This window comes from Streptomyces sp. NPDC055243, from assembly GCF_044544025.1.
GTDB lineage: Bacteria > Actinomycetota > Actinomycetes > Streptomycetales > Streptomycetaceae > Streptomyces.
The window spans coordinates 99,997-120,193 of record NZ_JBITWR010000014.1 but is presented as its reverse complement, the minus strand read 5'-3'; the positions used below and the strand labels follow the sequence as shown (position 1 = coordinate 120,193).

The following is a 20,197-nucleotide window of genomic DNA, read 5'->3' as shown; positions in this document are numbered from 1 at the left end:
CCGCCCGCACCCGCGCCTTGGCCGGACTCCGCCGGACCCGCGCGGAGGGAGCCCCCACCCCGGGCTCCGTCCGTGCTGTGCGTGCTAGCGTCCTAAGTTCGGGGGTAGTACGCCGGGGCTGTGTGACGGGGTGTTCCGGGACGGACCCCCTGGCACGCCCCCCGGACGGACAGAGAACGACACGGGGAGTGCCGTAAGTGGCCACAGCGGAGCCGACGCGAGCCGACGACGCCGATCCTGATTCCGGCACCGGTGGCGGCACCCGCACCGGGGCGCGAATACAGCTGCCCGCCCAGCGCCGCACCCAGCCCGCGGCGCCCGAACGGGCCTCCGCATGGCACCGGTTCCTGCGCCACCCCGTGACCATCACGACGGTCGTCGCGGCCGTCCTGCACGTCGTGTGGTTCTTCACCTTCGCCAACAGCGGCGGAGACCTCGCCGCGCAGGACGCCTGGGCCGAGTTCGTCGGCCGGCACCCCGACTCCGCGTACAACCTCGCCTGGTACGGCGGGATGCACCCGGTGTCGTACAGCGTCGTCTCGCCGTATCTGATGTCGGTGCTCGGCGTCCGGACCACGATGATGATCGCCGGTACGGTCTCCGCCGCGCTGCTCACGATGATCCTGATCCGCAGCCGTGCGGTGAAGCAGCCGCTGTGGCCCGCGTTCGCGGGTGTCTTCGCGCTGTTCTGCAACGCGGTGTCGGGCCGCGTGACGTACGGCCTCGGCCAGATGTTCGCGCTGATGGCCGTCGCCGCCGTCTTCTGCTGGCCCTACCGCTGGCGCTACAAGCGGTGGGCGAAGGCCCTGGTCGCCGCGCCGTTCGCCGCGCTCGCGACCATGGGGAGCCCGGTGGCCGGACTCTTCGTGGGCCTGGTCGCCGTCGCGCTGTTCCTCAGCAAGCGCTATCCCGGGGCGTACGCCCTGGGGCTCGCGCCCGCCGCCGTCGTGGGCATCTCCGCGTGGCTCTTCCCGTTCTCCGGCACGCAGCCGATGTCGTTCGGGTCGGCCTCGCTGCCGCTGATCTGCTCCGGCCTGGTCTTCTTCCTCGTACCGAAGCACTGGAAGACCGTGCGGATCACCACCGCCGTGTACGCGGCCTTCGTGCTCGGCGTCTGGCTGATCAGCTCGCAGATCGGCTCCAACATCACCCGCCTCGCGATGTCCTTCGGGGGCGTCGCGCTGCTGGCCGCGCTGCCGTTCACGGTGAAGAAGTCCCGCAAGTGGTACACGATCGTCCTGGCGCTCTTCGCCTTCACCGGCTGGGTCGGGTTCAAGGCGGTCGACGACATAGTGCACACCACGCCCCAGGCCTCCTGGACGCGTGAGCTCGCGCCGCTGGTGAACGAGCTGCAGGAGGTCGGCGCCGAGAAGGGCCGCGTCGAGGTCGTGCCCGCGCGCAGCCACCGAGAGGCGTCCGCGCTCGCGCCGTACGTGAACCTCGCCCGCGGCTGGAACCGGCAGGCGGACATGGAGCGCAACCCCCTCTTCTACGACGACACCCTCAACTCCGCGAACTACCACGAGTGGCTCCAGCGCTGGTCCGTGCATTACGTCGTGCTGCCCAAGGGCGAGCCCGACGGGGACGGCGGCAAGCGCGAGGCCCAGCTGGTCGAGAAGGGCCTGCCGTATCTGAAGCAGGTGTGGGTCGACTCGAACTGGCAGCTGTACGAGGTCACCGACCCGACCCCGCTCGCCGAGCCGCCCGCGGTCGTCGACCGGGCCGAGGCGGGCGGCATGACGATCGAGGTGAAGAAGGCGGGCCGCGTCCTGATCCGCGTCCCGTACTCGCCGTGGCTCAGCATCGTGGACGCCGACGGCAAGGGCGTCGAGCGCCCGAAGGAGACCGAGGAGTCCAAGCGCCAGCGCGAGACGGACGAGGACGCCCCCAAGGAGTTCGACAACGTCAACGGCTGCCTCATGGAGGCGAAGGAAGACGCCGAGGGCGACAAGTGGACCGAACTCCTGGCCCCCGGCCCCGGCACCTACCGCCTCGGCGCCCCCTACCAACTCCCACGCGGCACGGCCTGCCCGGAGGAACTGCGCGAAAGCGCGCGCTAGCCGGGCGCCAGCCGAAGCGGCCAGAACGGCGGGCCCCCGGGCCCAGCCTCACCGAGGCAGGACCACCCGGCACCGGGGCCCCGGGCTCCCGGCGCTCGGGCCTTCGGGCCCCCGGGACGGCGAGTCACTCGGGGTTGCTGGGGCGCTGGCTCCCCGGGTTATGGGGACGGTGGGCACCCGGGCTGCCCTACCACCGGGGTGTTCAGACCCCCGGACACCCGCACCCCGAGGCTTCCGGGCTCCGGAGCATCCGTCACCTGCGAAACCCGGCCGCCCGGCTGCCGGGGCGGTGAGTCGTCCGGCCTCCCGGCTTCCCGGCCGCTGGCTCGCCGGGGGGCCGGGGGGAGGGTGCCCGGGCTACTGGAGCACGGAGGGGGTGAGAAACCTGCGCCCCGAGTCTCGGGGCGTCGAGGTGCTTACTCGCTCACCGGGAACGCCACGTCGCACACCTGGTCGTCCGGGCCTGCCGTGTCCCATTCCACGAAGTAGATCTCGCGGCACGGGCCCGTGACCTTCAGGCCCTCGCGGGCCACCCACGCCTCCACCGCCTCGAACGCGCCGAGGATCTGCGGGTAGGAGACCTGGGCCTTGGTGATGCGGGTGTAGGCGATCCGGTGGGCGGGCTCCACACGGGAGCTCGTGCCCCGCCGGTCGCCCGTCCTGCGCGCCCACGCCCTCGCGGCTTCCGCGTCCCTGACCGGCACGCACGCCTCCGCGGGGCCGTCGCTGTCCTGGGTGACCTCGGCGTGGTAGACGACGAACGGCGAGTCCGCCATGCCGCCGCACTCGCTCTCGGCCGCCTCCTCCAGGCGTCGCGTGGACGCGTCGATCCAGACCGGCAGCTCCTCGGCGAGCAGGTGCCTGCTCTCGCAGATGACGTACTGCTCCGGCACGTCGACGGTCTTGACCTCGAACTCTTTCCCGTACATCTCGGAACCTCTTCCAGACAGTCGTCCACGGAGGTACCCCACGAGCGTGCGCTGCTCCGCGTGCCGCTCCTCGACGCCCGCCCAGTAGGCGGTGACCGCCCGCCCCGCCTGCTCGCCGTCGAGCCGTACCGTCACGGCGATGTCCGCGAGCGGCATGCCCAGGCGGCGCAGCAGGACGACCATGCGGGCGCTCTCCACCTGCGTCGCGCGGTAGTGGCGGTAGCCGGTGGACTCGTCGACGTACGCGGGGGTCAGCAGGCCCAGGCGGTCGTACAGGCGCAGTGCCTTGGGCGAGAGCCGTGCGCGGGCGGCGAAGTCGCCGATGGTGAGCAGCGGTTCGTCGCCCGTCGGTGCGTCTTCCGGCTCATATCCCGGCCCGCCTTCCGGTCCGTCTGCCTGTGCGGATTTCTGCGCGTGCGCGTCCATGAAGGCATCCTCCGTCACCGGGCCCCTCGGCCCGGCACGCAGGACGATGGGCTCTGCCCCAGGGGGAAGGTCAACCGGTGCCGGGCGGTCGGGGCGGCACGGGAGGCGCGCCCCGGGGGCCGTAGTACGCCTGCGCCTCCAGCCACCGGCGGTGCCTGCCGCGCCGTACCCCCACGATGATCGCGATCCCCGCGCCCGCGAGCAGGCCGAGGAGCGGCACGACGACGGTCACGACGATGCCGCCGACGAAGGACGCGAGGTCGGCGTCGTCACCGGGCGCGAAGGTGAGAATGCCGCGCGGGTCGTCGCACGTCACGCGGTAGTCCGCTGCCGTGTCCGACTTCAGCACGAACACCCGCTGCCACTCGACGCTGCCCTTGGTCACGGTGAAACTGCCGTCGGGCGTGGTGACGCGCGGCGCGGAGCCGGAGGGGCCGGAGACGACCTCGCAGTGCGCACGTGCGGCGAAGGGGCTGCGTACGTAGATGGCGGCGTCGTCCTCGGGACCGATGCGCACCGTGACGGACCGCCCGCTCACGAACGCCTTGCCGTCGTCGACGGAATCCACCGTGGAGGTCAGCGTCATGACGAAGCTCGCGATGCCGATGCCCACACAGATCGCCGCGATCACCCCCGCGACGACGAACCACCGCCGCCGGGGCCGCAGTTGCCGCGCGTCGATGCGTGGCGGCGGCCCGGGCGGTGGCCCATAGGGATACATATCGGAACGATGACAGCCCGCCGACGGTTGGGGAAGGGCCCCGAGGATGAGGTGCGGGGCCCTCAAGGATGAGTTGCGGAGAGCCAGAGGATCATCACTGACTCTGGGGGACCCTTCACCCCTCACCCCTCACCCCTCACCCTTCACCCCTCACCCTTCACGTAGTCCTGCCAGATGCGGACGGGAAAGACGTTGCCGTGCTGCGAACGCGCCCCGCCCACACCGGACATGGGCATCAGCTGCGCCTTGCCCGGACTGGTCCGGAACATCGTCACGGCGGTCGACAGCTCCCCGGTGGTGGCGGTGAACCACGCCGAGCGGAGGCGGTCCTGGTCGCCGGTGCGCCCGGCGGTGACCGGCCTGCGCAGGGCCGATGCGCCGACACCGCGCATGGCACCGGCGGCCTCGTCGGCCACATCCGGGTCCAACGCCCGCCGCGCGCCCGGCCTTTCGAACCCGCCGACCGGCTCGTCGTCCTTCACGACCTTGGTCACCGAGTAGGGATCGTGCCGCAGGCCGCGGTTGACGAAGGTGCTGTAGGCGCCGGCCATGCGGATCGCGCTGGGGGTCGACGTACCGACCGGAAAGCTCCGATCCAGGCGCGCCATGCTGCCCTCCAGCAGCCCGGAGGCCACGGCGGTGCGCCGCACCCGCTCCAGGCCGACGTCCTTGCCGAGGCGTACGTAGGTGGCGTTGCCGCCCTTCGCGAGGGCCCGGCGCAGGGTGGGATGGGCGGAGTCCGACCCGTCTGCCAAGGTCGAGCCGTCCGCGGAGCCCGAGCCGTGCGCGGAGCCCGAGCCGTCCGGGGAGACCCCGCCGACGGCGTCGGGGGCGGCCGACTCGCGCAGGAGGCCGTCATCGCCGTAGAAGCTCCCGGCCGAAGCGGGCTGCCACCGCGTATCCCGACCGACCGACGTACGCAGTCCGTGTTCGAGGGCGGAGGCGAGCACGAAGGGCTTGAAGGCGGACCCGACGGGGACGCCGGAGGTGTCGGCGTTGTTGGTGAAATGCTTGGTGGCGTCGGCCCCTCCGTACAGGGCGACGATGGCGCCGTCGGACGGACGCACGGAGGCGGCGCCCACCTGCACGCCCTTGTCGGCGGGGCGCTTCTTCGGATCGATGTCGCGGTCGAGCACGCGCTCGACCGCGCCCTTCAGGCGCCGCACCTTCTCCTTGTCGAAGGTGGTGTGGATCTTGTAGCCGCCGCGGGCGAGGTCCTTGTCGGTGAGGGCGGTGTGCTGCTTGACGTACTTGTTCGCGACGTCGACGAGATAGCCGGTCTGCCCGCTGAGGCTGGTGGTCCGGGACTCTTTGTGGGGCTCGGGGTAGGTGGCGAACCTGGCGCGCACCTCCGCCTTCATGAGTCCGGCCCTGACCTGCCGGTCGAGAATCCACTTCCAACGGGCCTCGGAGCGCCGGTGGTTGGCGCGGCTGGCGGACGGGTCGTACTGCTCCGCGCCCTTCAACAGGGCGGCGAGGGCGGCGCCTTGGCTGGGGTTCAACTGCCGGGCGGGGATGCCGTAGTAGGCATGGGCGGCGGCCTCGATCCCGTAGGCACCGCGCCCGAACCAACTGGTGTTGAGGTACCCCTGAAGGATCTCGCGCTTGCTCTTCTTCCGGTCCACCTTCAGCGCGATGACGAACTCCTTGACCTTCCGGGTCACGGTCTGGTCCTGGGAGAGGTAGGTGTTCTTCACGTACTGCTGGGTGATGGTGGAGCCGCCCTGGGTCTCCTGGCCGCGGACCATGTTGACGGCGGCGCGGGCGAGGCCCGTGGGCGAGACGCCCGAGTCGCTGTAGAAGGTGTCGTTCTCGGCGGCGATGACGGCGTTCTCGACGGCGTCGGGAATCTCCGAGAGCCGTACGTTCTGCCGGTTCACGTCACCGGTGCTCACCATCTGGGTGCCGTCGGCCCAGTAGTAGACGTTGGCTTCGCGCCGGGCGGCGGCGTTCTCGTCGGGGATGTCGACGGAGGCGTACACGAGGGCGAAGAGGCAGGCGAGGGAGGCGATGGTGAGGGTGACGGCCGCGCCCCACTGCCGCCAGGAGGGAAGCCACCGCCGGAGCCCGAGTCTGCCGTGCCGGGGATAGTCGACGAGACGGCGGCGTGGCTTGCGGGCGCGTGCGCGGGGGCGGACGCGGGGGCGTTTGGGCTTGCGCGCGGGCTTTCCCTGAGTGTGTGTCCCCATGGTGGAGGAGAGGGGGGAGGTGGGGGTGGGGGTTGGCCGGGGGCGTATTAGGGGGATGTAACAGCGTCCCAGTGAGGGAAGTGGTGGCGGGGCCCGGCCGCAGCGGCTCCCCTTGGCCACGGCCGGCCCGCCTCAACCATGGGAGCCGACGCTGCGGGAGTGTGCCGGCATCCATGGGAGCCCCAGGGCCGGTGGCATGGCCGGGCCAGGACCTGCACGGACCGCTGCCACCGGGGTTGTCTCACGTGTTCCCAGGCCGGGAGGCTCGACACAGGTTGAATTCGCGAAAGCGCCGGGAACCCGCGTTCGTCCTCGGAGCGGGGCTGCCCTTTCGGCCGGTCACTTCCTGCACAGGGCGGTGTCGAGAAGCTTGTCGACGTTGGCGAACCCCTTGGCGGTGGGCGGCAGGTCGGCGGTGACGGCGATCGTGGCGGCGCGGCCGTCATCGGTGACGCCGGGGGACGTGTGGTAGCCGGGAGTGTCGCCGCCGTGGCCCCATACGAGGCCGCCGCAGCTCAGCGGGGTGCTGGTCAGCCCCAGTCCGAACCGGACGCCGGGGCCGTAGCCCGCGTCCGCGGGGACCTTGACGGTGGAGCGCATCTGGGCGAGTTGCGCGGGCTTCAGCAGCTCGCCGCCGATCAGCGCCGAGAAGAAGCGGTTCAGGTCACTGGGCGTGGAGATGAGCTGCCCGGCCGCCCAGCCCCAGGAGGGATCGAGTTCGGTGATCTCGTCGAGCGGGGCGCCGGGCTTCGGCGCGTGGTAACCGCGGGGGTGCGCTTCGCGTATGCCCTCCTCGCCGACGCCGGGGAAGTAGGTGTGGCGCAGCCCGATGCGGTCGATGATCCGCTCGGTGATCTGCTCGGCGAGGGGCCGGCCGGTGACCTTCTCGATGAGCAGCCCGGCGACGATGTAGTTGGTGTTGCTGTACGCCACGCTGGCTCCGGGGGCGAAGTTCGCCTTGTGCTCCAGCGCGATGTCGATCAGCTCGCGGGGCTGGCGGTAGGTGTGGCGGTCCTTGTCGAAGACGTCCTCCAGGATGAAGTCGGTGTAGTTGGGCAGCCCGCTGGTGTGCTGGAGGAGCTGGCGGACGGTGATGTCGCGACCGTCGATGCCGTCGCCGCGCAGCAGCCCCGGCAGATACTTCTCGACGCGCGCACCGAGCTTGACCTTCCCCTCGCCGACCAGCTGAAGGACGACGGTGGCGGTGAAGGACTTGGTGTTGCTGCCGGCCCGCACCTGCCCGTCGACGGGCACCTTCGCCTTGGTGCTCAAGTCGGCGACACCGGCGGTGTAGTCGCGACTGCGCCCGTCACGGCCGACGGTGGCGGCCAGAGCGGCGGGAAACCCGTCGTCGCTCACGAGCCGCTCCATGCCCGTGCGTACGACATCACGCGGACCGTGCGACTGCTGCGGCCCGGCGGAGGCGGGCAAGGTACCGCCCACGGCCAGAGCGGCGGCGACCACGGCCACGAGCGCGATGCCGCGCCGCCGCCCGGACGACGGACGGCGGACGGGCTGGGACGACTGAGAACGATCAGACATGGATGAACTCCCCTGTGGAACGGTCCGGTTGCACCGATCTGCGACCGGGCACGCCCAGCCTGCGCCCTCAAGATCCCCAAAACCATCCGGCCACCGGGCCCACCCACCTGGGGTTATCCCCAGCTCCTCCCACACTCGCTGCGAAGTGGGCTGTTGGGCCCGCTTCGTTGAATCATCGGGCTGTGCTCAATCCGCGACGGGCTTCCACTGGTCGGCCTCTCGTGCCGCCGCGCGGGCGCCGAGGAATCCGACGGTGAGTGAGACCACGGCGCACGTCGTGATACCGGCTGCCAGGACGGTCCAAGACACGGACCCCTCCTGTACCAGGGAGATGAAGAACACGGAGTGCCATGCGGTCACTGCCCCGGTCAGGACCGTGGCGATGAGCAAGGGGACGGTCAGGTGCCATGAGCTCACGGACCGGAAGACCCGGCGGTGGCCCGTCAGGACGGAGAGCGGGGCGAGGGCGTGGCGGATGCGTACGAATTCGGCTGCCGCGCTGACCGCACCGGCCACCAGGATGAAGAGGATGCCGGTGACGCCGAACAGCTGGATCCAGTTCGCCAGATGGGCGCGCGAGGATCCCAGCCAGTTTCCCCCCAGCGTCTCGACCTGAACCGAAGGATTGGGAAGCGTGTACGCGGCCTTCTTCACCGCGGCGAGGTGACCCGGTTCGGGTGTCACGACGACGAGGGACTGTGTGCCGTCCGGCTTCACGGCGACTTGGTCGGTCTGGGCGAACTTGACGTCGCCGTACCAGCGGCGCATCTCTTGCACTTGAGGGCTGGTGCCGGCCGGTGTCTTCGTGTCCCTGGGACAGGCGACGTGCAGGGTGCGCAGGTCTCGGCAGGAGCCTGCGATCGTCACCCACGGATCCTTCGGTGGGCCTGGATCGTGGAAGGCGCGGACGAGTAGGAGTGACCCGGCGGGAAGGGAGGAGCGGAACTGGTCCGTCTGCGCCTTGGTCATGCCGCCGGTGGTCAGCTGAATGACCGTGTCCTTGATCCGGTGGTGCGTGTCGGCGGCTACCTGCGAGCGCACTCCGAGCCTGCTGGTCCACACCTGCATCTGCGCGACGATCCCGATGCCGATCACCATGGCCAGAGCCAGGCGCACGATGACGCCGGGATGCGTGTGCGTCCACCGTCCGCCGATCAGGCGGCCGGCGTGCCCCTTGCGCCTGCCGTTCTCGGCGAGCCAGGAGCCCAGGTGGCGGGTGACGAGAGCCACGACGGAGGACAGAAACGCCCACATCACGACGGTTCCACAGGTGAACACGGCCAGTTGCGCTTTTTGGGGCGCGTACTGGCTTGTCAGGACCAGCGCGATACCGACGCCACAGAGGGCCAGGCGCCATGCGGGAACACGCGAGGTGAAGGAGGACGGGCGGGTGGACCTGCCGTCCCGGTGAACGCGGTGCGTGGCCACCACGATGCTCAGCACGGCCAGCAGCGATACGAATGCCGCCCCGACGGCGGTGGGCCATGCGGCCAGTACGTCGCGGTGGTCGAGGATGTATCCGGTGGGCCCGAGACGGATGTCCCACAAGGCGGCGACGGCGTACGGGACGAGTGCAGCGAGGGTGCCCAACGCCGCGGGGAGCGCGGCCTCACCGACGTTGACGATCATCCGGTGCCGCCATGTCCCGCCGAGGGCCTGCAACAGACTGCTGCGCCGGTCACGAGAGCGGGAGCCTACCCGCGCGGCAACGACCGTCAGGGCGAGGGCGGGCAGTCCGGTCAAGGACCACAGCGCCAGGAGAGGTGACGTCACCGACGGCTGATCGGGCATCTCTCCCGTCGCTCCGCCGCCGGCACCGAAGGCGGCCACAGGCATCCACCGGTCATCGTCCTTCGGCGGAGTGTCCGCCACCCGGACATAGGCGATCCGCTCGGAAGGAGTGACAAGGCCATCGGTGGTGATGGTTCCGGCGAACGACCCGTACCGGCTGCGGACCCCCTCCGAGCCACCGGCGCGCAGAAGTTCGGGCGACAGCAGCACCTCGCCCGGCTTGGGCCAGCGAGTCACACCGGCAGGGAGGGGAGCCTTCTGTGTGAGGGGGTGGAGGAAGATGACGGACACGGGACGACTGCCGACGGAGTCGGCGCCCTCTCGATACAGCAGTTCCGCATGCTTGCTGTCGGTGATCACCGCTCCGCGAGCGTCTGCCCTGCTCTCGCGGCCGTCGAAGGTGGCGACGGTGGCCACGGTCGCCAGGGCGACGAAGGCGACGGCGAAGGCGGCACTGAACAGGCCCCACCAGCGCAGGCGGTCACCGGGAGTGGAGCGTCCTGCGGCCAGGCCGATCCTCATCAGTGTGCCTGTCGCGCGCGTGCTCGTTCGCATCAGAGGGCTCCGACCTCGGCCAGGATGCCGCCCCGAAGCTCATGGCGCCGGTCGGCCCGGTCGGCGACCGAGGGGTCGTGCGTGACCAGGAGCAGTGCGCAACCGCGGTCACGGGCTGTGGTGAAGAGCAGGCGTGCGACTCCGTCTTTGGCCTCGGGGTCGAGGGCCCCGGTGGGCTCGTCGGCGAGGAGGACGGCAGGCTCGGTGATCAGGGCACGGGCCACGGCCGTCCGTTGGCGCTCTCCTCCGGAGAGCATGCCAGTGGGGGTGGTATTGGTGGGGACGCCGAGTTCGTCCAGGAGTTCCTCCGCGCGCCGGTAAATGTCCTGGTGGCGGCCTCCGTCGAGCAGTATCGGCAGGGCGACGTTCTCCACCGGGGTGAGTTCAGGGAGGAGTTCGCCGAACTGGAACACCATGCCCAGGGTCTCCCGCCGTGCCTGCGCGAGCTGCGCGGACCGGAGTCCGGTGATCTCCCTGCCCCCGGCGGTGATGGAGCCCGCCTGCGGTTTGATCAATCCCAGGACGCACATCAGCAGCGTCGACTTGCCGGATCCGCTGGGGCCGGTCACCGCGACCGATTCACCCGGGGAGACGGACAGTTCCACGCTGTCGAGGAGAGTCCGCCCCTCGACTTGGTAGCACAGGCCGCTCACGTGGAGCCCGGACGAATCATTTCGCTTCACAGAATCTGGCCTTTTGTGTCAGGAAAAGGGGACGCCGCACCAGCCCGTCCCGGGCTGGTGCGGCAGAAGTGGCAGTGGAGAACCGGTCTATCGGATGGTCCAGTTGGGCGCGCAGTCGTCCGGGTTGCCGTAGTTCTCGTCGCAAGCCTTGAACTTGTAGATCTTCGATCCGTCACCGGAGGTGGTGGTCGTCCTCGGGCCGCTGTGGTTCCACAGGGTCCGCTTCGTGTCCGCGCTGGCCGTGCGGTAGTACTCGGCCTTCACCGGGTCCCCGTCACTGCTGTTGTCCTTGACGGATATCTTCCCGGTGTCACCGGCAGCCGGGGCCCAGGCGTGGGCGCCGCCGCCGTAGGAGTCAGCCGCCATGGCGGTCGCCGTAGGCACCGCGAGTGCCGCCGTGAGCAGCGCAGCAGCAACGATCTTCATTCTCGTCATGTGTCCTTCTCCTTTGACTGATCACTTGAGGACACGCCGAAGGAGCGTCGGTCACGGGGCGTGTGCCCGACGACTCCGGTGTGGTGCTGTGCTGGCGTGTCCCTGCTGGAGCCCCCCTGCAGGACACCGCAAACGTAAACACGGATGACACTCAAGTGGCATGAGTTAACTGCAAGTTAGGTGCAGACCAAGCGGACGTGAACCTCTCAGTTGAGGCAGGGAGGCTTCGTTCGAAGCGCGTTGGGCGCCGGTGGCCTGGACGTTTCTCGGCGGCAGCAGTTAGTTGACGCTTCAACCCCCGAACGCCATGTGATCCATTTCACCGTGCTGAGGGTGACGGCTTCCGGACTCGTTTCAGTCGAGGCTGTGGGTGTTGATGGCATGTTCGGCCGTGTGCGGCAGGGGCTGGTTGCGGCTGAAGGAGTGGGCGCGGAGGCGGGCCAGGGCGAAGGGGCGGCGGAGCGCCATCAGCCGCGACGAGAGCGACATCCGCGTGCGAGCCTGCTCCCCGAGGCTGACCTGGCGATTGCTGACGCCGCAGCCCGGCTGGCACCGCGCGCACGCGCCACCTCCGACGACATCGCTCCCGAGGTAGCGTCCGAGCCGTGCGAAGTGCACTATCCCAGCCCGTATTCCGTGCCGGATGGTGCTGATCCGGTGGGAGGTATTCCGGAGATCAACGCTCCGTCCGCTCCCACACCGCTCACGCAAACGGCCCCGGACAAGGAGTCCGAGGCCGAACAGGGCCTCTCCCTTGGGGAGAAACCCCAGGTCAGCGGCTTAACGCGTTGTGCCCCCGGCAGGATTCGAACCTGCGACACCCGCTTTAGGAGAGCGGTGCTCTATCCCCTGAGCTACGAAGGCGTACTGGTGCCGCCACGGATGGCGGTTCCAGACAGGGTAGCGGATCGGGGTGGGGCGGCGGTGCGGGGCCGGGGTGGGGTGGGGTTCAGGGGGTCGGGGTCCAGGGGCCCAGCCAGTCGGATATTTCCTGGTTCGCTGCCTGCGTGTCCGTCAGGTGGGGGCGGTCGCCGCTTGCCGGGCCGGAGCCCGCGCCCTTGTTCCTGTACTCCGCGAAGCGGTCGTCCTTCCAGGGGAAGCCGCCCATGTCCGACCACGGGGTGGGCCTGACGGCCGCGCTGAGGGTGGAGTCGCGGACCGTCGTCTGGGGGTCCAGGCTCGCGTCGCCGCCCGCGTGCCAGTTGCGGCCCAGGTGGAAGCTGCGGGCGGACACGTCGCCGGTCACCGCGGTGTTCGTGATCAGGAATCCCTTGCGGTCGGCCGGCGTGCTCGGAGCGGTCACGTAGCCCTGTGACGTGCCGTCCCAGCGCTTCTTGAGGGTGATCACCGAGCGGTCCACCACCGCTGTCGCGCGGCCGAAGATGAAGTCCGTGTTGCCCACGATGTAGGAGTTGCGGACGTAGGCCCGGCCCAGTCTGTCCTTGGCCGCTGTGTCCAGGAGGAGGGTGTCCTGGTCGCCCGTGATGATCATGTTGTCCAGGAACGCCTTGTCGGCCGCCGTGCGCAGGGCCACCGCCTGGTGTCCGGCCAGGTTCTGGTTCGCCTTCTCGTCGAAGTCGTTGGCGATCGTCAGGTTGCGGGCCTGGAAGTCGTCCGCCTCCGCGGCCACGGTCGCGCTGCCCGCGGTTCCGTGGTTCCCGGAGCCGTCCGGCTTGGGGGTGCCCGCCGCGTTGTCGTACACGATCACCGTGTCCTTGCGGCTGCCGCCCGTGCCCTGGAGGGTGACGTGCGGCTTGTTGGCCGGGATCTTCACCGTCTCGCGGTACGTGCCGGGTGCGATGGAGACGATCACCCGCGAGGAGTTGTTCGCCGGGACCGCGTTCACCGCCGCCTGGACCGTCTTGTACCGGCCGCTGCCGTCCTTCGCCACGGTGAGGGTGGAAGCCGTCCCGGCGGCGGTCCCGACCGTCGCGCGCGGACCCGCGCCCGCCTTCACCTTCGCGGGGACGTCCGCCGCCTTGTCGGGCGTGTAGGCGTAGAAGCTCTTCGGGTCGAACGCCGTGCCGCCGCTCTCGTTGCGCCCGCTGGTCCCGGCGAAGACGTTGCCGCGCTGCACGATCGAGGCTGAACCGTCTTTGGTGACCGGGTTGTTGATGCCCTCGAAGTAGCTGTTCTCCAGGACCATCCTCGTGTTGCCGCGCGAGTAGTTCCCGTACGACGAGGTGATGTCCGTGCCCGCGACGTCCTGGAGGTAGTTGTTGTAGAGGTGCGCGTGGGCGACGTTGTCGGTGGACGGGTTGCGCTGCTCGGTCTCGCGCAGCCAGTTGTGGTGGATCGTGATGTCGGCCGTGGTGTTCTCGGTCCAGCCGATGCCGAACGTCTTGTTGTTGTCGCTCAGTTTGTTCCAGGACACCGTCAGGTAGGTCGTGTCCTTGCGGCTGTCTATCAAGCCGTCGGCCATGTGCCGCAGGTCGTTGTGGTCGATCCAGACGTGGTGCGCGCCGTCCATCTGCACGGCGTCGAAGTCGTGTTCCTTGTCGTTCCACGTGCCCGCGTACGAGTCCCGGATCGTGAGGTTCCGGATGATCACGTTGTGTACGCCCTGGCCCAGGAAGAAGCCGCCCCCGACGATCTGGCCCGAGGTGCCGGAACCCACGATCGTCTTGTCGGACGCGACCTTGATCTCCTTGCCCTTCGGGTCCATCGTGATCGCCGCGGCGACCACGATGACGTACGGCTCGGAGGCCGTCGCGTACTTCTCCAGGTCCGCGAGCGTCTTGACGGTGACCGTCTTACCGTCGCGTCCGCCGTACGTCCCCTTCTGGCCCATGGCGTTGACCGACGCGAACCCGTCGGCGACGTCGTCGGCCCAGGCCGCGGAAGCCGCAGTCGCTGCGGAACCCGCCCCGGTGGCCGCCGATGCCCGTGGCCGCGCGTCCTCGCCGAAGACCCCGAAGGCCGTGCCGTACGTCAGCCCCGCCGCGGCCGCCACGGCGACCGGGATGCCGAGTCTCAGGCTCAGCCGGCGCCTGCGGTGCTGGGCCGCGCGCTCGTGCCGGTTCGCTCTCATGTGCCTCATCCGCCCTGGTGATGGTTGGTGTGCGTTGCGCAAGGCAGTCGCCACCACAGGGGGGATTGGTTGCCGCGGCCGCCGCACCGCCGCACCGCCGCACCGCCGCACCGCCGCACCGCCGCTCCGGCCATCCGGCCATCCGGCCATCCGGCCATCCGGCCATGAGGCGATCAGGCCGACCCCGCGCCCCGGTCCCGCTCCGCGAGGTCCGTGTCGATCGTCGTCCTCAGGTCCGACAGCAACTCCTCGAACCGCTGGAGGAGTTCGGGCGGGTAGTGGGCCATCGCCGCGTCCATCCGTGCCGCCAGTGGCGTGAAGAACTCGTCGGCGCGCTCACGGATGCCGGGGAGGCTGTGCAGCGTGACCACGCGGCGGTCCGTGTGCTCCCGGGTGCGGACGATGTGGCCCGCGGCTTCGAGGCGGTTCAGGAGTGCGGTCGTGGCCCCCGAGGAGAGCAGGATGCGCTCGCTGAGGCGGGCCGGGGAGAGCGGGGTGCCGCGGTCCTCGGCGACGACGATCTCCAGGAGGGCGTCGGCGTCCGTGGAGTGCAGGCCGAGCCAGACGGCGAAGCGGCGGCTGAGCTCGTTGTAGCGCTCGCCGTAGCCCCGGAGCCCCTCCATCAGGCGCTCGCGCTGCGCCGTCACCTCGCCGGGTGTCGGTTCCTCCGTCGCCACCGCGCCCGCCCTCTCTGGACCCTCTGCCTGCCCGTACTCGTGCTTTGACAACTTACCGGCCCGACATTACCTTCACCGTGGAATTACTTCACCATGGAGGTATCAATCGAGATGCGTGACCCGTCCCCCGACCCGTCGCCCGCCGCACCCGCCCCACCCGCCGCACCCACTGCCCCCACCGCCCGCCGCTGGCTCGGCCTCATCGCCATCGCCCTCGGCGTCGCCCTGATCGTCGTCGACACCACGATCGTGAACGTGATCGTCCCCTCGGTCATCGAGGACCTGGACGCCAATTCGGCCCAGGCGCAGTGGATCCAGGAGTCGTACGCGATCGTCTTCGCGGCGCTGCTCCTGCTGACCGGCCGCCTCGCCGACATCTTCGGCGCCCGCCGGATCTTCGTCGCGGGCGTCGTCGTCTTCGGCGCGACCAGCGTGCTGGCCGGGCTCGCGCCCGGCAGCGGGCTGCTGATCCTGGCCCGTTTCCTGCAAGGTGCGGGCGCGGCGATGATCCTGCCGACCTCGCTCTCCCTCCTGAACGCGACCTTCACCGGCAAGGCGCGCGGCCAGGCCTTCGCCATCTGGGGCTCGACCATCGGCGCCGCCGCCGCGCTCGGGCCGCTGCTCGGCGGCTGGCTCGCCGAACACGTCTCGTGGCGCTGGGCGTTCGGCATCAACGTGCCGCTGTCCGTCCTCGTCGCCGCCGGTGTGCTGCTCTACATGGCGCCCTCTCCCCGGACCAAGGGCCGGCTGGACGTGGCCGGTGCGGTGCTCTCCGCCGTCGGGCTCGGACTGCTCGCCTTCGGGCTCGTCGAAGGGCGGACGTACGGCTGGATCGTCAGCATCGAGCCGCTGGAGGTGCTCGGGGTCAGCTGGGGGAGCGGGCCTTCGCCCGTTCTCGTCGCCCTGGTGCTCTCCGCCGGCACGCTGTTCGCCTTCGTACGGCGGCAGATCGCGCTCAGCCGGGCCGAGGACTCCGCGCAGTCCTCACGTGTCCTGATGGACGTACGGCTGTTCTCGATCGCCTCCTTCCGCAACGGCAACATCGCGACCCTGATCATCGGCCTGGGCGAGTTCGGCATCGTCGCGGTGCTCCCGCTGTGGCTCCAGTTCACCCTCGGCTACAGCGCCCTGGAGGCCGGGCTCGCCCTGGTGCCCATCGCCATCGGCAGCTTCGTGGCGACCGGTGTCAGCTTCCCGCTGGCAGCCAAGGTCTCGGCGCTCGGGCAGGTGCGCATCGGCCTCGCCCTGGAGGTCGTCGGGTTGGCCGGGGTCGGGTTCATCGCCGCCCCGGACAGCTCCTGGTGGGCCGTCGCGCTGATGCTCTTCGCGTACGGGATCGGCGTCGGGTTCGCCACCGCCCAGGTCACCAACGTGGTCCTTGCCGAGGTGCCGCAGGAGAGCGCGGGGCAGGGCTCCGGCATCCAGAGCGCCTTCCGCCAGCTCGGTTCCGCGCTCGGCATCGCCGCCCTGACCACGGTCTTCTTCACCACGCTCAGCACGAATCTGCGCGGCCGGCTGAGCGATGCCGGTGTGCCGTCCGGGAAGGCCGACCAGCTCACCGGCGCCGTCACCGACAGTGCGGGCGCCGCCATCGGTCCGCTGGCGGACCGCCCGGAGACCGCGTCCTTCGCCGACGCCGCCCGCTCGGCGATGACGGACGGGGTCGCGCTGGGCGGCTATGTCGCCGCGGGCTTCGTCGTCCTCGGGCTCGTCGCCACCTTCCTCGTCCCGGCTGCCGCCGCGCCGCACGAGGAGGCCGCCGAGGATCAGGACGACGTGGTCCGGGTGTAGGCGTGCAGGCGCAGGGCGAGCTGGATCTCCAGGGAGCGCTCGGGGGACTGCCAGTCGGGCCCGAGCAAGTGGCCGATCCTGTCCAGGCGTTGGACCACGGTGTTCACATGGACGTGGAGGGAGTCCTTCGCCTTGGACTGGCTCATCCCGCAGGCGAAGTAGGCCCGCAGGGTGTGGACGAGTTCGGTGCCGCGCTTGGTGTCGTAGTCCAGGACGGGGCCCAGCGTGCGGCGTACGTACGAGTCGAGGTTCGTGTCGTCGCCGAGCAGTACGCCGAGGAAGCCGAGGTCGGGCAGGTCCGCGCCCTGGCCGGTGTGACCGAGCGCACGCAGGGCCGACAGGCAGCGCAGGGCTTCCGCGTGGGCCCGGGAGAGGGCCTCGGGGCCGGTGCCGGGGCCCGCCGCGCCGACCGTGACCGGGGCTCCGGCGGCCTGGGTGAGCTCGGTGGCGAGCGCGCGGGCCCGGGAGCCGGTGTCGTCGGCCGGGAGCACCAGGACCACGTGGTCGTGATGCAGGCCGGACAGGCCGTGGCGGGTGCGGGCCGCGCGGGCGGCCGAGGAGAGCAGCAGCCGACGCGACGCCGCCTCGCTGTGGGCGACGAACACCGCGTGCGGGAGCGCCAGATCGACGTCGAGGCGGCGGGCGCGCGCGGTGAGGCGGCCGGGCGTTCCGGAGAGGGACAACAGGTCGCCGAGGAGTTCGCCGCGTACGCGGTCCTCGGCCTCGGCGGCCGAGCGGCGAAGCAGCAGGAGCAGCGCCGTGACCACCCCGGCACGCTCGAAGAGCCGGCGGTCGGCCTCGCCCAGGTCGGCCCGGTCGGTCAGGGCGATGCTGCCGAGGAGCTCCGGGCCCGCCAGGACCGCGCACACCCAGGTGCCGTCGAGGGGGACGGCCCGGCCGCTGGCGCGCGACGCGGCCACGGCCTTGGCGGGCGGAGTGCGGGGGTCGGCGTCCACGCGGGCCAGTTCCGTGCCGTCCGCGTCGTGGATGAGGGTGCCGCCGTGCAGCAGGGCGCCGATGGCGGTGGCGACCTCCGTGAAGTCGCCGCCGCGCAGCACGAGATCGGTCAGGCGGTCGTGCGCGTCCTCGGCCCGGAGCATGGCCTCGCTGTGCGCGCGGATGGTCTGCGAGGCCGCGTTCAGGTCGACGAGCGCGGCCCGGGTCTCCTCCATGCGGCGCGCGCTGTCGATGGCGATCGCCGCGTGGTCGGCGAGCGAGGAGAGCAGCGCGCCCTCGTCCGGTGTGAAGGCGCGGGCGGTGCGGTCGGCGGCGAAGAGCACCCCGATGACATGGGTGCCCTGCCGCAGCGGCACACCGAGGATGGCGTGCAGGCCCTCCTCCAGTACGGCGCTGTCGATGGGGGTGGTGTGCTGGAACCGGGGGTCGACCTCGTAGTCCCCGGTGGCGTACGGGCGGGCGGTCTGGGCGACGAGGCCGCCGAGCCCCTCGCCCATGCCCAGGCGCAGGTTCTGGAACGCGGCGGAGACCGAGCCGTCCGTCACGCGCATGTAGGTGTCGCCCGCCGCCGGGTCGTTGAGGGAGAGGTACGCGACGTCCGTCCGCAGCAGCAGCTTGGCCCGGTGCACGATGGCGCGAAGCACCGCGTCCAGGTCGCGAAGGGCCGCGAGGTCGCCCGCCGTGTCGAACAGGGCGGTGAGCTCGGCCTCCCGGCGCTGGTGCTGGTTGAGGGTGCGGCGCACGCGCAGCGCGGTCTGCGTGGCCTCGTCGATCGCCGTCAGCTCGGCGCCGCTCGCCCCGGCCGCGCGGGCCGCGGCGGCCGGGCGGGCGAACTGCTCGGCGGGGGCGTCCCGGGCGAGCAGGTCGAGCAGCTCGCGCAGGGCGGCGCACGCCTGCTCCCGGTGGGCGGCGTCTGGGGAGCTGGTCATACGACGGGTCGCCTCCGGGAGCGGGGTGCGCGCGCCGGTGGTGCGCGTGCCGGTGGTGCGCTTCAGCTTCCGATTGTCGCCGAGGCCGTGCTGGACGCACCCTCGGGAGCCGGCCGCTGTCCGGCGAGCGAACGGCCCCGGGTCTCCTTGGCCACCAGGACGGTGAGCGTGGTGATCACGACCGTCACGCAGACGTAGAGGGCCACCGGCGTCGCCGAGCCGTAGTCCTTGAGCAGCTCCACCGCGATGATCGGGGCGAGCGCGCCGCCGATGATGGACGCGAGCTGCGAGCCCATCGAGGCGCCGGAGTAGCGGACCTTCGTGTCGAACATCTCGGAGATGAAGGCGGCCTGCGGCCCGTACATCGCGCCGTGCAGGAGCAGCCCGACCGTGACCGCGAGGGTGATCACGGTGAAGGACTCGCTGTCGACGAGCGCGAAGAACGCGAACGCCCACGCCGCCATGCCCACCGAGCCGATCAGGGTGACGGGCCTGCGGCCGATGCGGTCCGAGAGCGCGCCCCACAGGGGGATCGTCACGAAGTGCACGGCGGAGCCGATGAGTACGGCGTTCAGGGCGGTGCTCTTGGGCAGTTCCAGGTGCACGGTGACGTAGACCAGGACGAAGGCGGTGAGGATGTAGTACGAGACGTTCTCGCCGAGCCGGGTGCCGATGGCGGTGAGGACGCCGCGCCAGTTGTGCCGGAAGACCTCGACGACCGGCGCGTCCTGCTTCTCGGCCGCACCGGCCTTGGCGGCCTCGGCCTCCGCGCGGGCCTGCGCCTCCAGGAACAGCGGGGACTCCGAGACCGAGACCCGGATCCACAGGCCGATGATCACGAGTACGCCCGAGAGCAGGAACGGGATGCGCCAGCCCCAGGCGAGGAACGCCTCGTCGGACTGGACGGCGGCGAGCAGCGCGAGGACGCCGGTGGCCAGAAGGTTGCCGCCGGGGGCGCCCGCCTGCGGCCAGGAGGCCCAGAAGCCGCGGTTCTTGTCGTCGCCGTGCTCGGAGACGATCAGGACGGCGCCGCCCCACTCGCCGCCGAGCGCGAAGCCCTGGATCAGGCGCAACACCGTGAGAAGGATCGGGGCGCCGACGCCGAGGGTGGCGTGGGTGGGCAGCAGGCCCATCGCGAAGGTGGCGCCGCCCATCATCATCAGGCTCAGGACGAGCAGCTTCTTGCGGCCGATCTTGTCGCCGTAGTGGCCGAAGACGACACCGCCGAGCGGCCGGGCGGCGAAGCCGACGGCGTACGTGAGGAAGGAGAGGAGCGTGCCGACCAGGGGGTCGCTGTCGGGGAAGAAGAGCGTGTTGAAGACCAGGGCGGCGGCGGAGCCGTAGAGGAAGAAGTCGTACCACTCGATGGTGGTGCCGATGAGGCTGGCGCTGATGATGCGGGCGATACCTGGCTTGCCCGGGGTCTTGCCCTGGGCACGCGGCGTTGCGGCTGCCATGGCGTGATCCGTTTCTCGATGGGG

Annotated in this window: 14 protein-coding genes and 1 tRNA gene; 2 read left to right on the top strand and 13 right to left on the bottom strand. The window is 70.7% G+C overall.

Going from position 1 to position 20,197, the window contains the following annotated elements; genetic code table 11:
• Positions 1 to 197 precede the first annotated feature (197 nt).
• A complete protein-coding gene (locus ACIGXX_RS33150) occupies positions 198 to 2,060 on the top strand; it encodes an MFS transporter (protein ID WP_399981207.1) in 1,863 nt (620 codons plus the stop codon).
• A 416-nt stretch (positions 2,061 to 2,476) separates the two neighbouring features.
• Here ACIGXX_RS33150 and ACIGXX_RS33145 read toward each other — a convergent pair whose 3' ends face one another.
• The 11 genes from ACIGXX_RS33145 to ACIGXX_RS33095 all read right to left on the bottom strand — a co-directional run bounded on the left by ACIGXX_RS33145 (position 2,477) and on the right by ACIGXX_RS33095 (position 14,985).
• A complete protein-coding gene (locus tag ACIGXX_RS33145; RefSeq protein WP_399981204.1) occupies positions 2,477 to 3,415 on the bottom strand; it encodes a MerR family transcriptional regulator in 939 nt (312 codons plus the stop codon).
• Between the two features lie 70 nt (positions 3,416 to 3,485).
• The gene (locus ACIGXX_RS33140; protein ID WP_399981201.1) at positions 3,486 to 4,136 is read right to left on the bottom strand and encodes a hypothetical protein; all 651 of its coding nucleotides are present in this window, start codon (positions 4,134 to 4,136) and stop codon (positions 3,486 to 3,488) included.
• Between the two features lie 143 nt (positions 4,137 to 4,279).
• Positions 4,280 to 6,325, bottom strand: coding sequence for a transglycosylase domain-containing protein (locus tag ACIGXX_RS33135; RefSeq protein WP_351162793.1), 2,046 nt, complete (start codon positions 6,323 to 6,325; stop codon positions 4,280 to 4,282).
• A 339-nt stretch (positions 6,326 to 6,664) separates the two neighbouring features.
• Entirely contained in the window at positions 6,665 to 7,867 is a 1,203-nt protein-coding gene (locus tag ACIGXX_RS33130) for a serine hydrolase domain-containing protein (RefSeq protein ID WP_351162795.1), read from the bottom strand.
• A gap of 186 nt (positions 7,868 to 8,053) precedes the next feature.
• A complete protein-coding gene (locus tag ACIGXX_RS33125; RefSeq protein WP_399981196.1) occupies positions 8,054 to 10,213 on the bottom strand; it encodes a permease in 2,160 nt (719 codons plus the stop codon).
• Positions 10,213 to 10,896, bottom strand: coding sequence for an ABC transporter ATP-binding protein (locus ACIGXX_RS33120; protein WP_399981193.1), 684 nt, complete (start codon positions 10,894 to 10,896; stop codon positions 10,213 to 10,215). The genes ACIGXX_RS33125 and ACIGXX_RS33120 overlap by 1 nt, the downstream gene beginning before the upstream one ends.
• Before the next feature lie 87 nt (positions 10,897 to 10,983).
• Positions 10,984 to 11,331, bottom strand: coding sequence for a hypothetical protein (locus tag ACIGXX_RS33115; RefSeq protein WP_351162801.1), 348 nt, complete (start codon positions 11,329 to 11,331; stop codon positions 10,984 to 10,986).
• A 354-nt stretch (positions 11,332 to 11,685) separates the two neighbouring features.
• On the bottom strand, positions 11,686 to 11,820 hold the full coding sequence (locus ACIGXX_RS33110; RefSeq protein ID WP_351162803.1) for a hypothetical protein: 135 nt from the start codon (positions 11,818 to 11,820) through the stop codon (positions 11,686 to 11,688).
• A gap of 302 nt (positions 11,821 to 12,122) precedes the next feature.
• A tRNA-Arg gene (locus tag ACIGXX_RS33105) sits at positions 12,123 to 12,195 on the bottom strand.
• 85 nt (positions 12,196 to 12,280) lie between these two features.
• Entirely contained in the window at positions 12,281 to 14,362 is a 2,082-nt protein-coding gene (locus tag ACIGXX_RS33100; RefSeq protein WP_351162805.1) for a pectinesterase family protein, read from the bottom strand.
• A gap of 173 nt (positions 14,363 to 14,535) precedes the next feature.
• Complete coding sequence (locus ACIGXX_RS33095; protein WP_399981349.1) at positions 14,536 to 14,985, bottom strand: MarR family winged helix-turn-helix transcriptional regulator; 450 nt, start codon at positions 14,983 to 14,985, stop codon at positions 14,536 to 14,538.
• A 147-nt stretch (positions 14,986 to 15,132) separates the two neighbouring features.
• On the opposite strand from ACIGXX_RS33095, the gene ACIGXX_RS33090 reads away from it, so the two are divergent.
• The gene (locus tag ACIGXX_RS33090; protein WP_399981187.1) at positions 15,133 to 16,830 is read left to right on the top strand and encodes a DHA2 family efflux MFS transporter permease subunit; all 1,698 of its coding nucleotides are present in this window, start codon (positions 15,133 to 15,135) and stop codon (positions 16,828 to 16,830) included.
• Here ACIGXX_RS33090 and ACIGXX_RS33085 read toward each other — a convergent pair.
• Complete coding sequence (locus tag ACIGXX_RS33085; RefSeq protein WP_351162809.1) at positions 16,806 to 18,716, bottom strand: GAF domain-containing protein; 1,911 nt, start codon at positions 18,714 to 18,716, stop codon at positions 16,806 to 16,808. The two genes, ACIGXX_RS33090 and ACIGXX_RS33085, sit on opposite strands and share 25 nt — an antisense overlap.
• A 62-nt stretch (positions 18,717 to 18,778) precedes the next feature.
• Complete coding sequence (locus ACIGXX_RS33080; protein ID WP_361466275.1) at positions 18,779 to 20,173, bottom strand: MFS transporter; 1,395 nt, start codon at positions 20,171 to 20,173, stop codon at positions 18,779 to 18,781.
• Between the last annotated feature and the right edge of the window lie 24 nt (positions 20,174 to 20,197).

Coding starts and splice junctions, on each gene's coding strand:
- ACIGXX_RS33145 (WP_399981204.1), bottom strand. CDS start 3,415: ATGGACGCGCACGCGCAGAAATCCGCACAGGCAGACGGACCGGAAGGC.
- ACIGXX_RS33140 (WP_399981201.1), bottom strand. CDS start 4,136: ATGTATCCCTATGGGCCACCGCCCGGGCCGCCGCCACGCATCGACGCG.
- ACIGXX_RS33135 (WP_351162793.1), bottom strand. CDS start 6,325: ATGGGGACACACACTCAGGGAAAGCCCGCGCGCAAGCCCAAACGCCCC.
- ACIGXX_RS33130 (WP_351162795.1), bottom strand. CDS start 7,867: ATGTCTGATCGTTCTCAGTCGTCCCAGCCCGTCCGCCGTCCGTCGTCC.
- ACIGXX_RS33125 (WP_399981196.1), bottom strand. CDS start 10,213: ATGCGAACGAGCACGCGCGCGACAGGCACACTGATGAGGATCGGCCTG.
- ACIGXX_RS33115 (WP_351162801.1), bottom strand. CDS start 11,331: ATGACGAGAATGAAGATCGTTGCTGCTGCGCTGCTCACGGCGGCACTC.
- ACIGXX_RS33110 (WP_351162803.1), bottom strand. CDS start 11,820: ATGTCGCTCTCGTCGCGGCTGATGGCGCTCCGCCGCCCCTTCGCCCTG.
- ACIGXX_RS33100 (WP_351162805.1), bottom strand. CDS start 14,362: ATGAGAGCGAACCGGCACGAGCGCGCGGCCCAGCACCGCAGGCGCCGG.
- ACIGXX_RS33095 (WP_399981349.1), bottom strand. CDS start 14,985: ATGGAGGGGCTCCGGGGCTACGGCGAGCGCTACAACGAGCTCAGCCGC.
- ACIGXX_RS33090 (WP_399981187.1), top strand. CDS start 15,133: ATGGAGGTATCAATCGAGATGCGTGACCCGTCCCCCGACCCGTCGCCC.
- ACIGXX_RS33085 (WP_351162809.1), bottom strand. CDS start 18,716: ATGACCAGCTCCCCAGACGCCGCCCACCGGGAGCAGGCGTGCGCCGCC.
- ACIGXX_RS33080 (WP_361466275.1), bottom strand. CDS start 20,173: ATGGCAGCCGCAACGCCGCGTGCCCAGGGCAAGACCCCGGGCAAGCCA.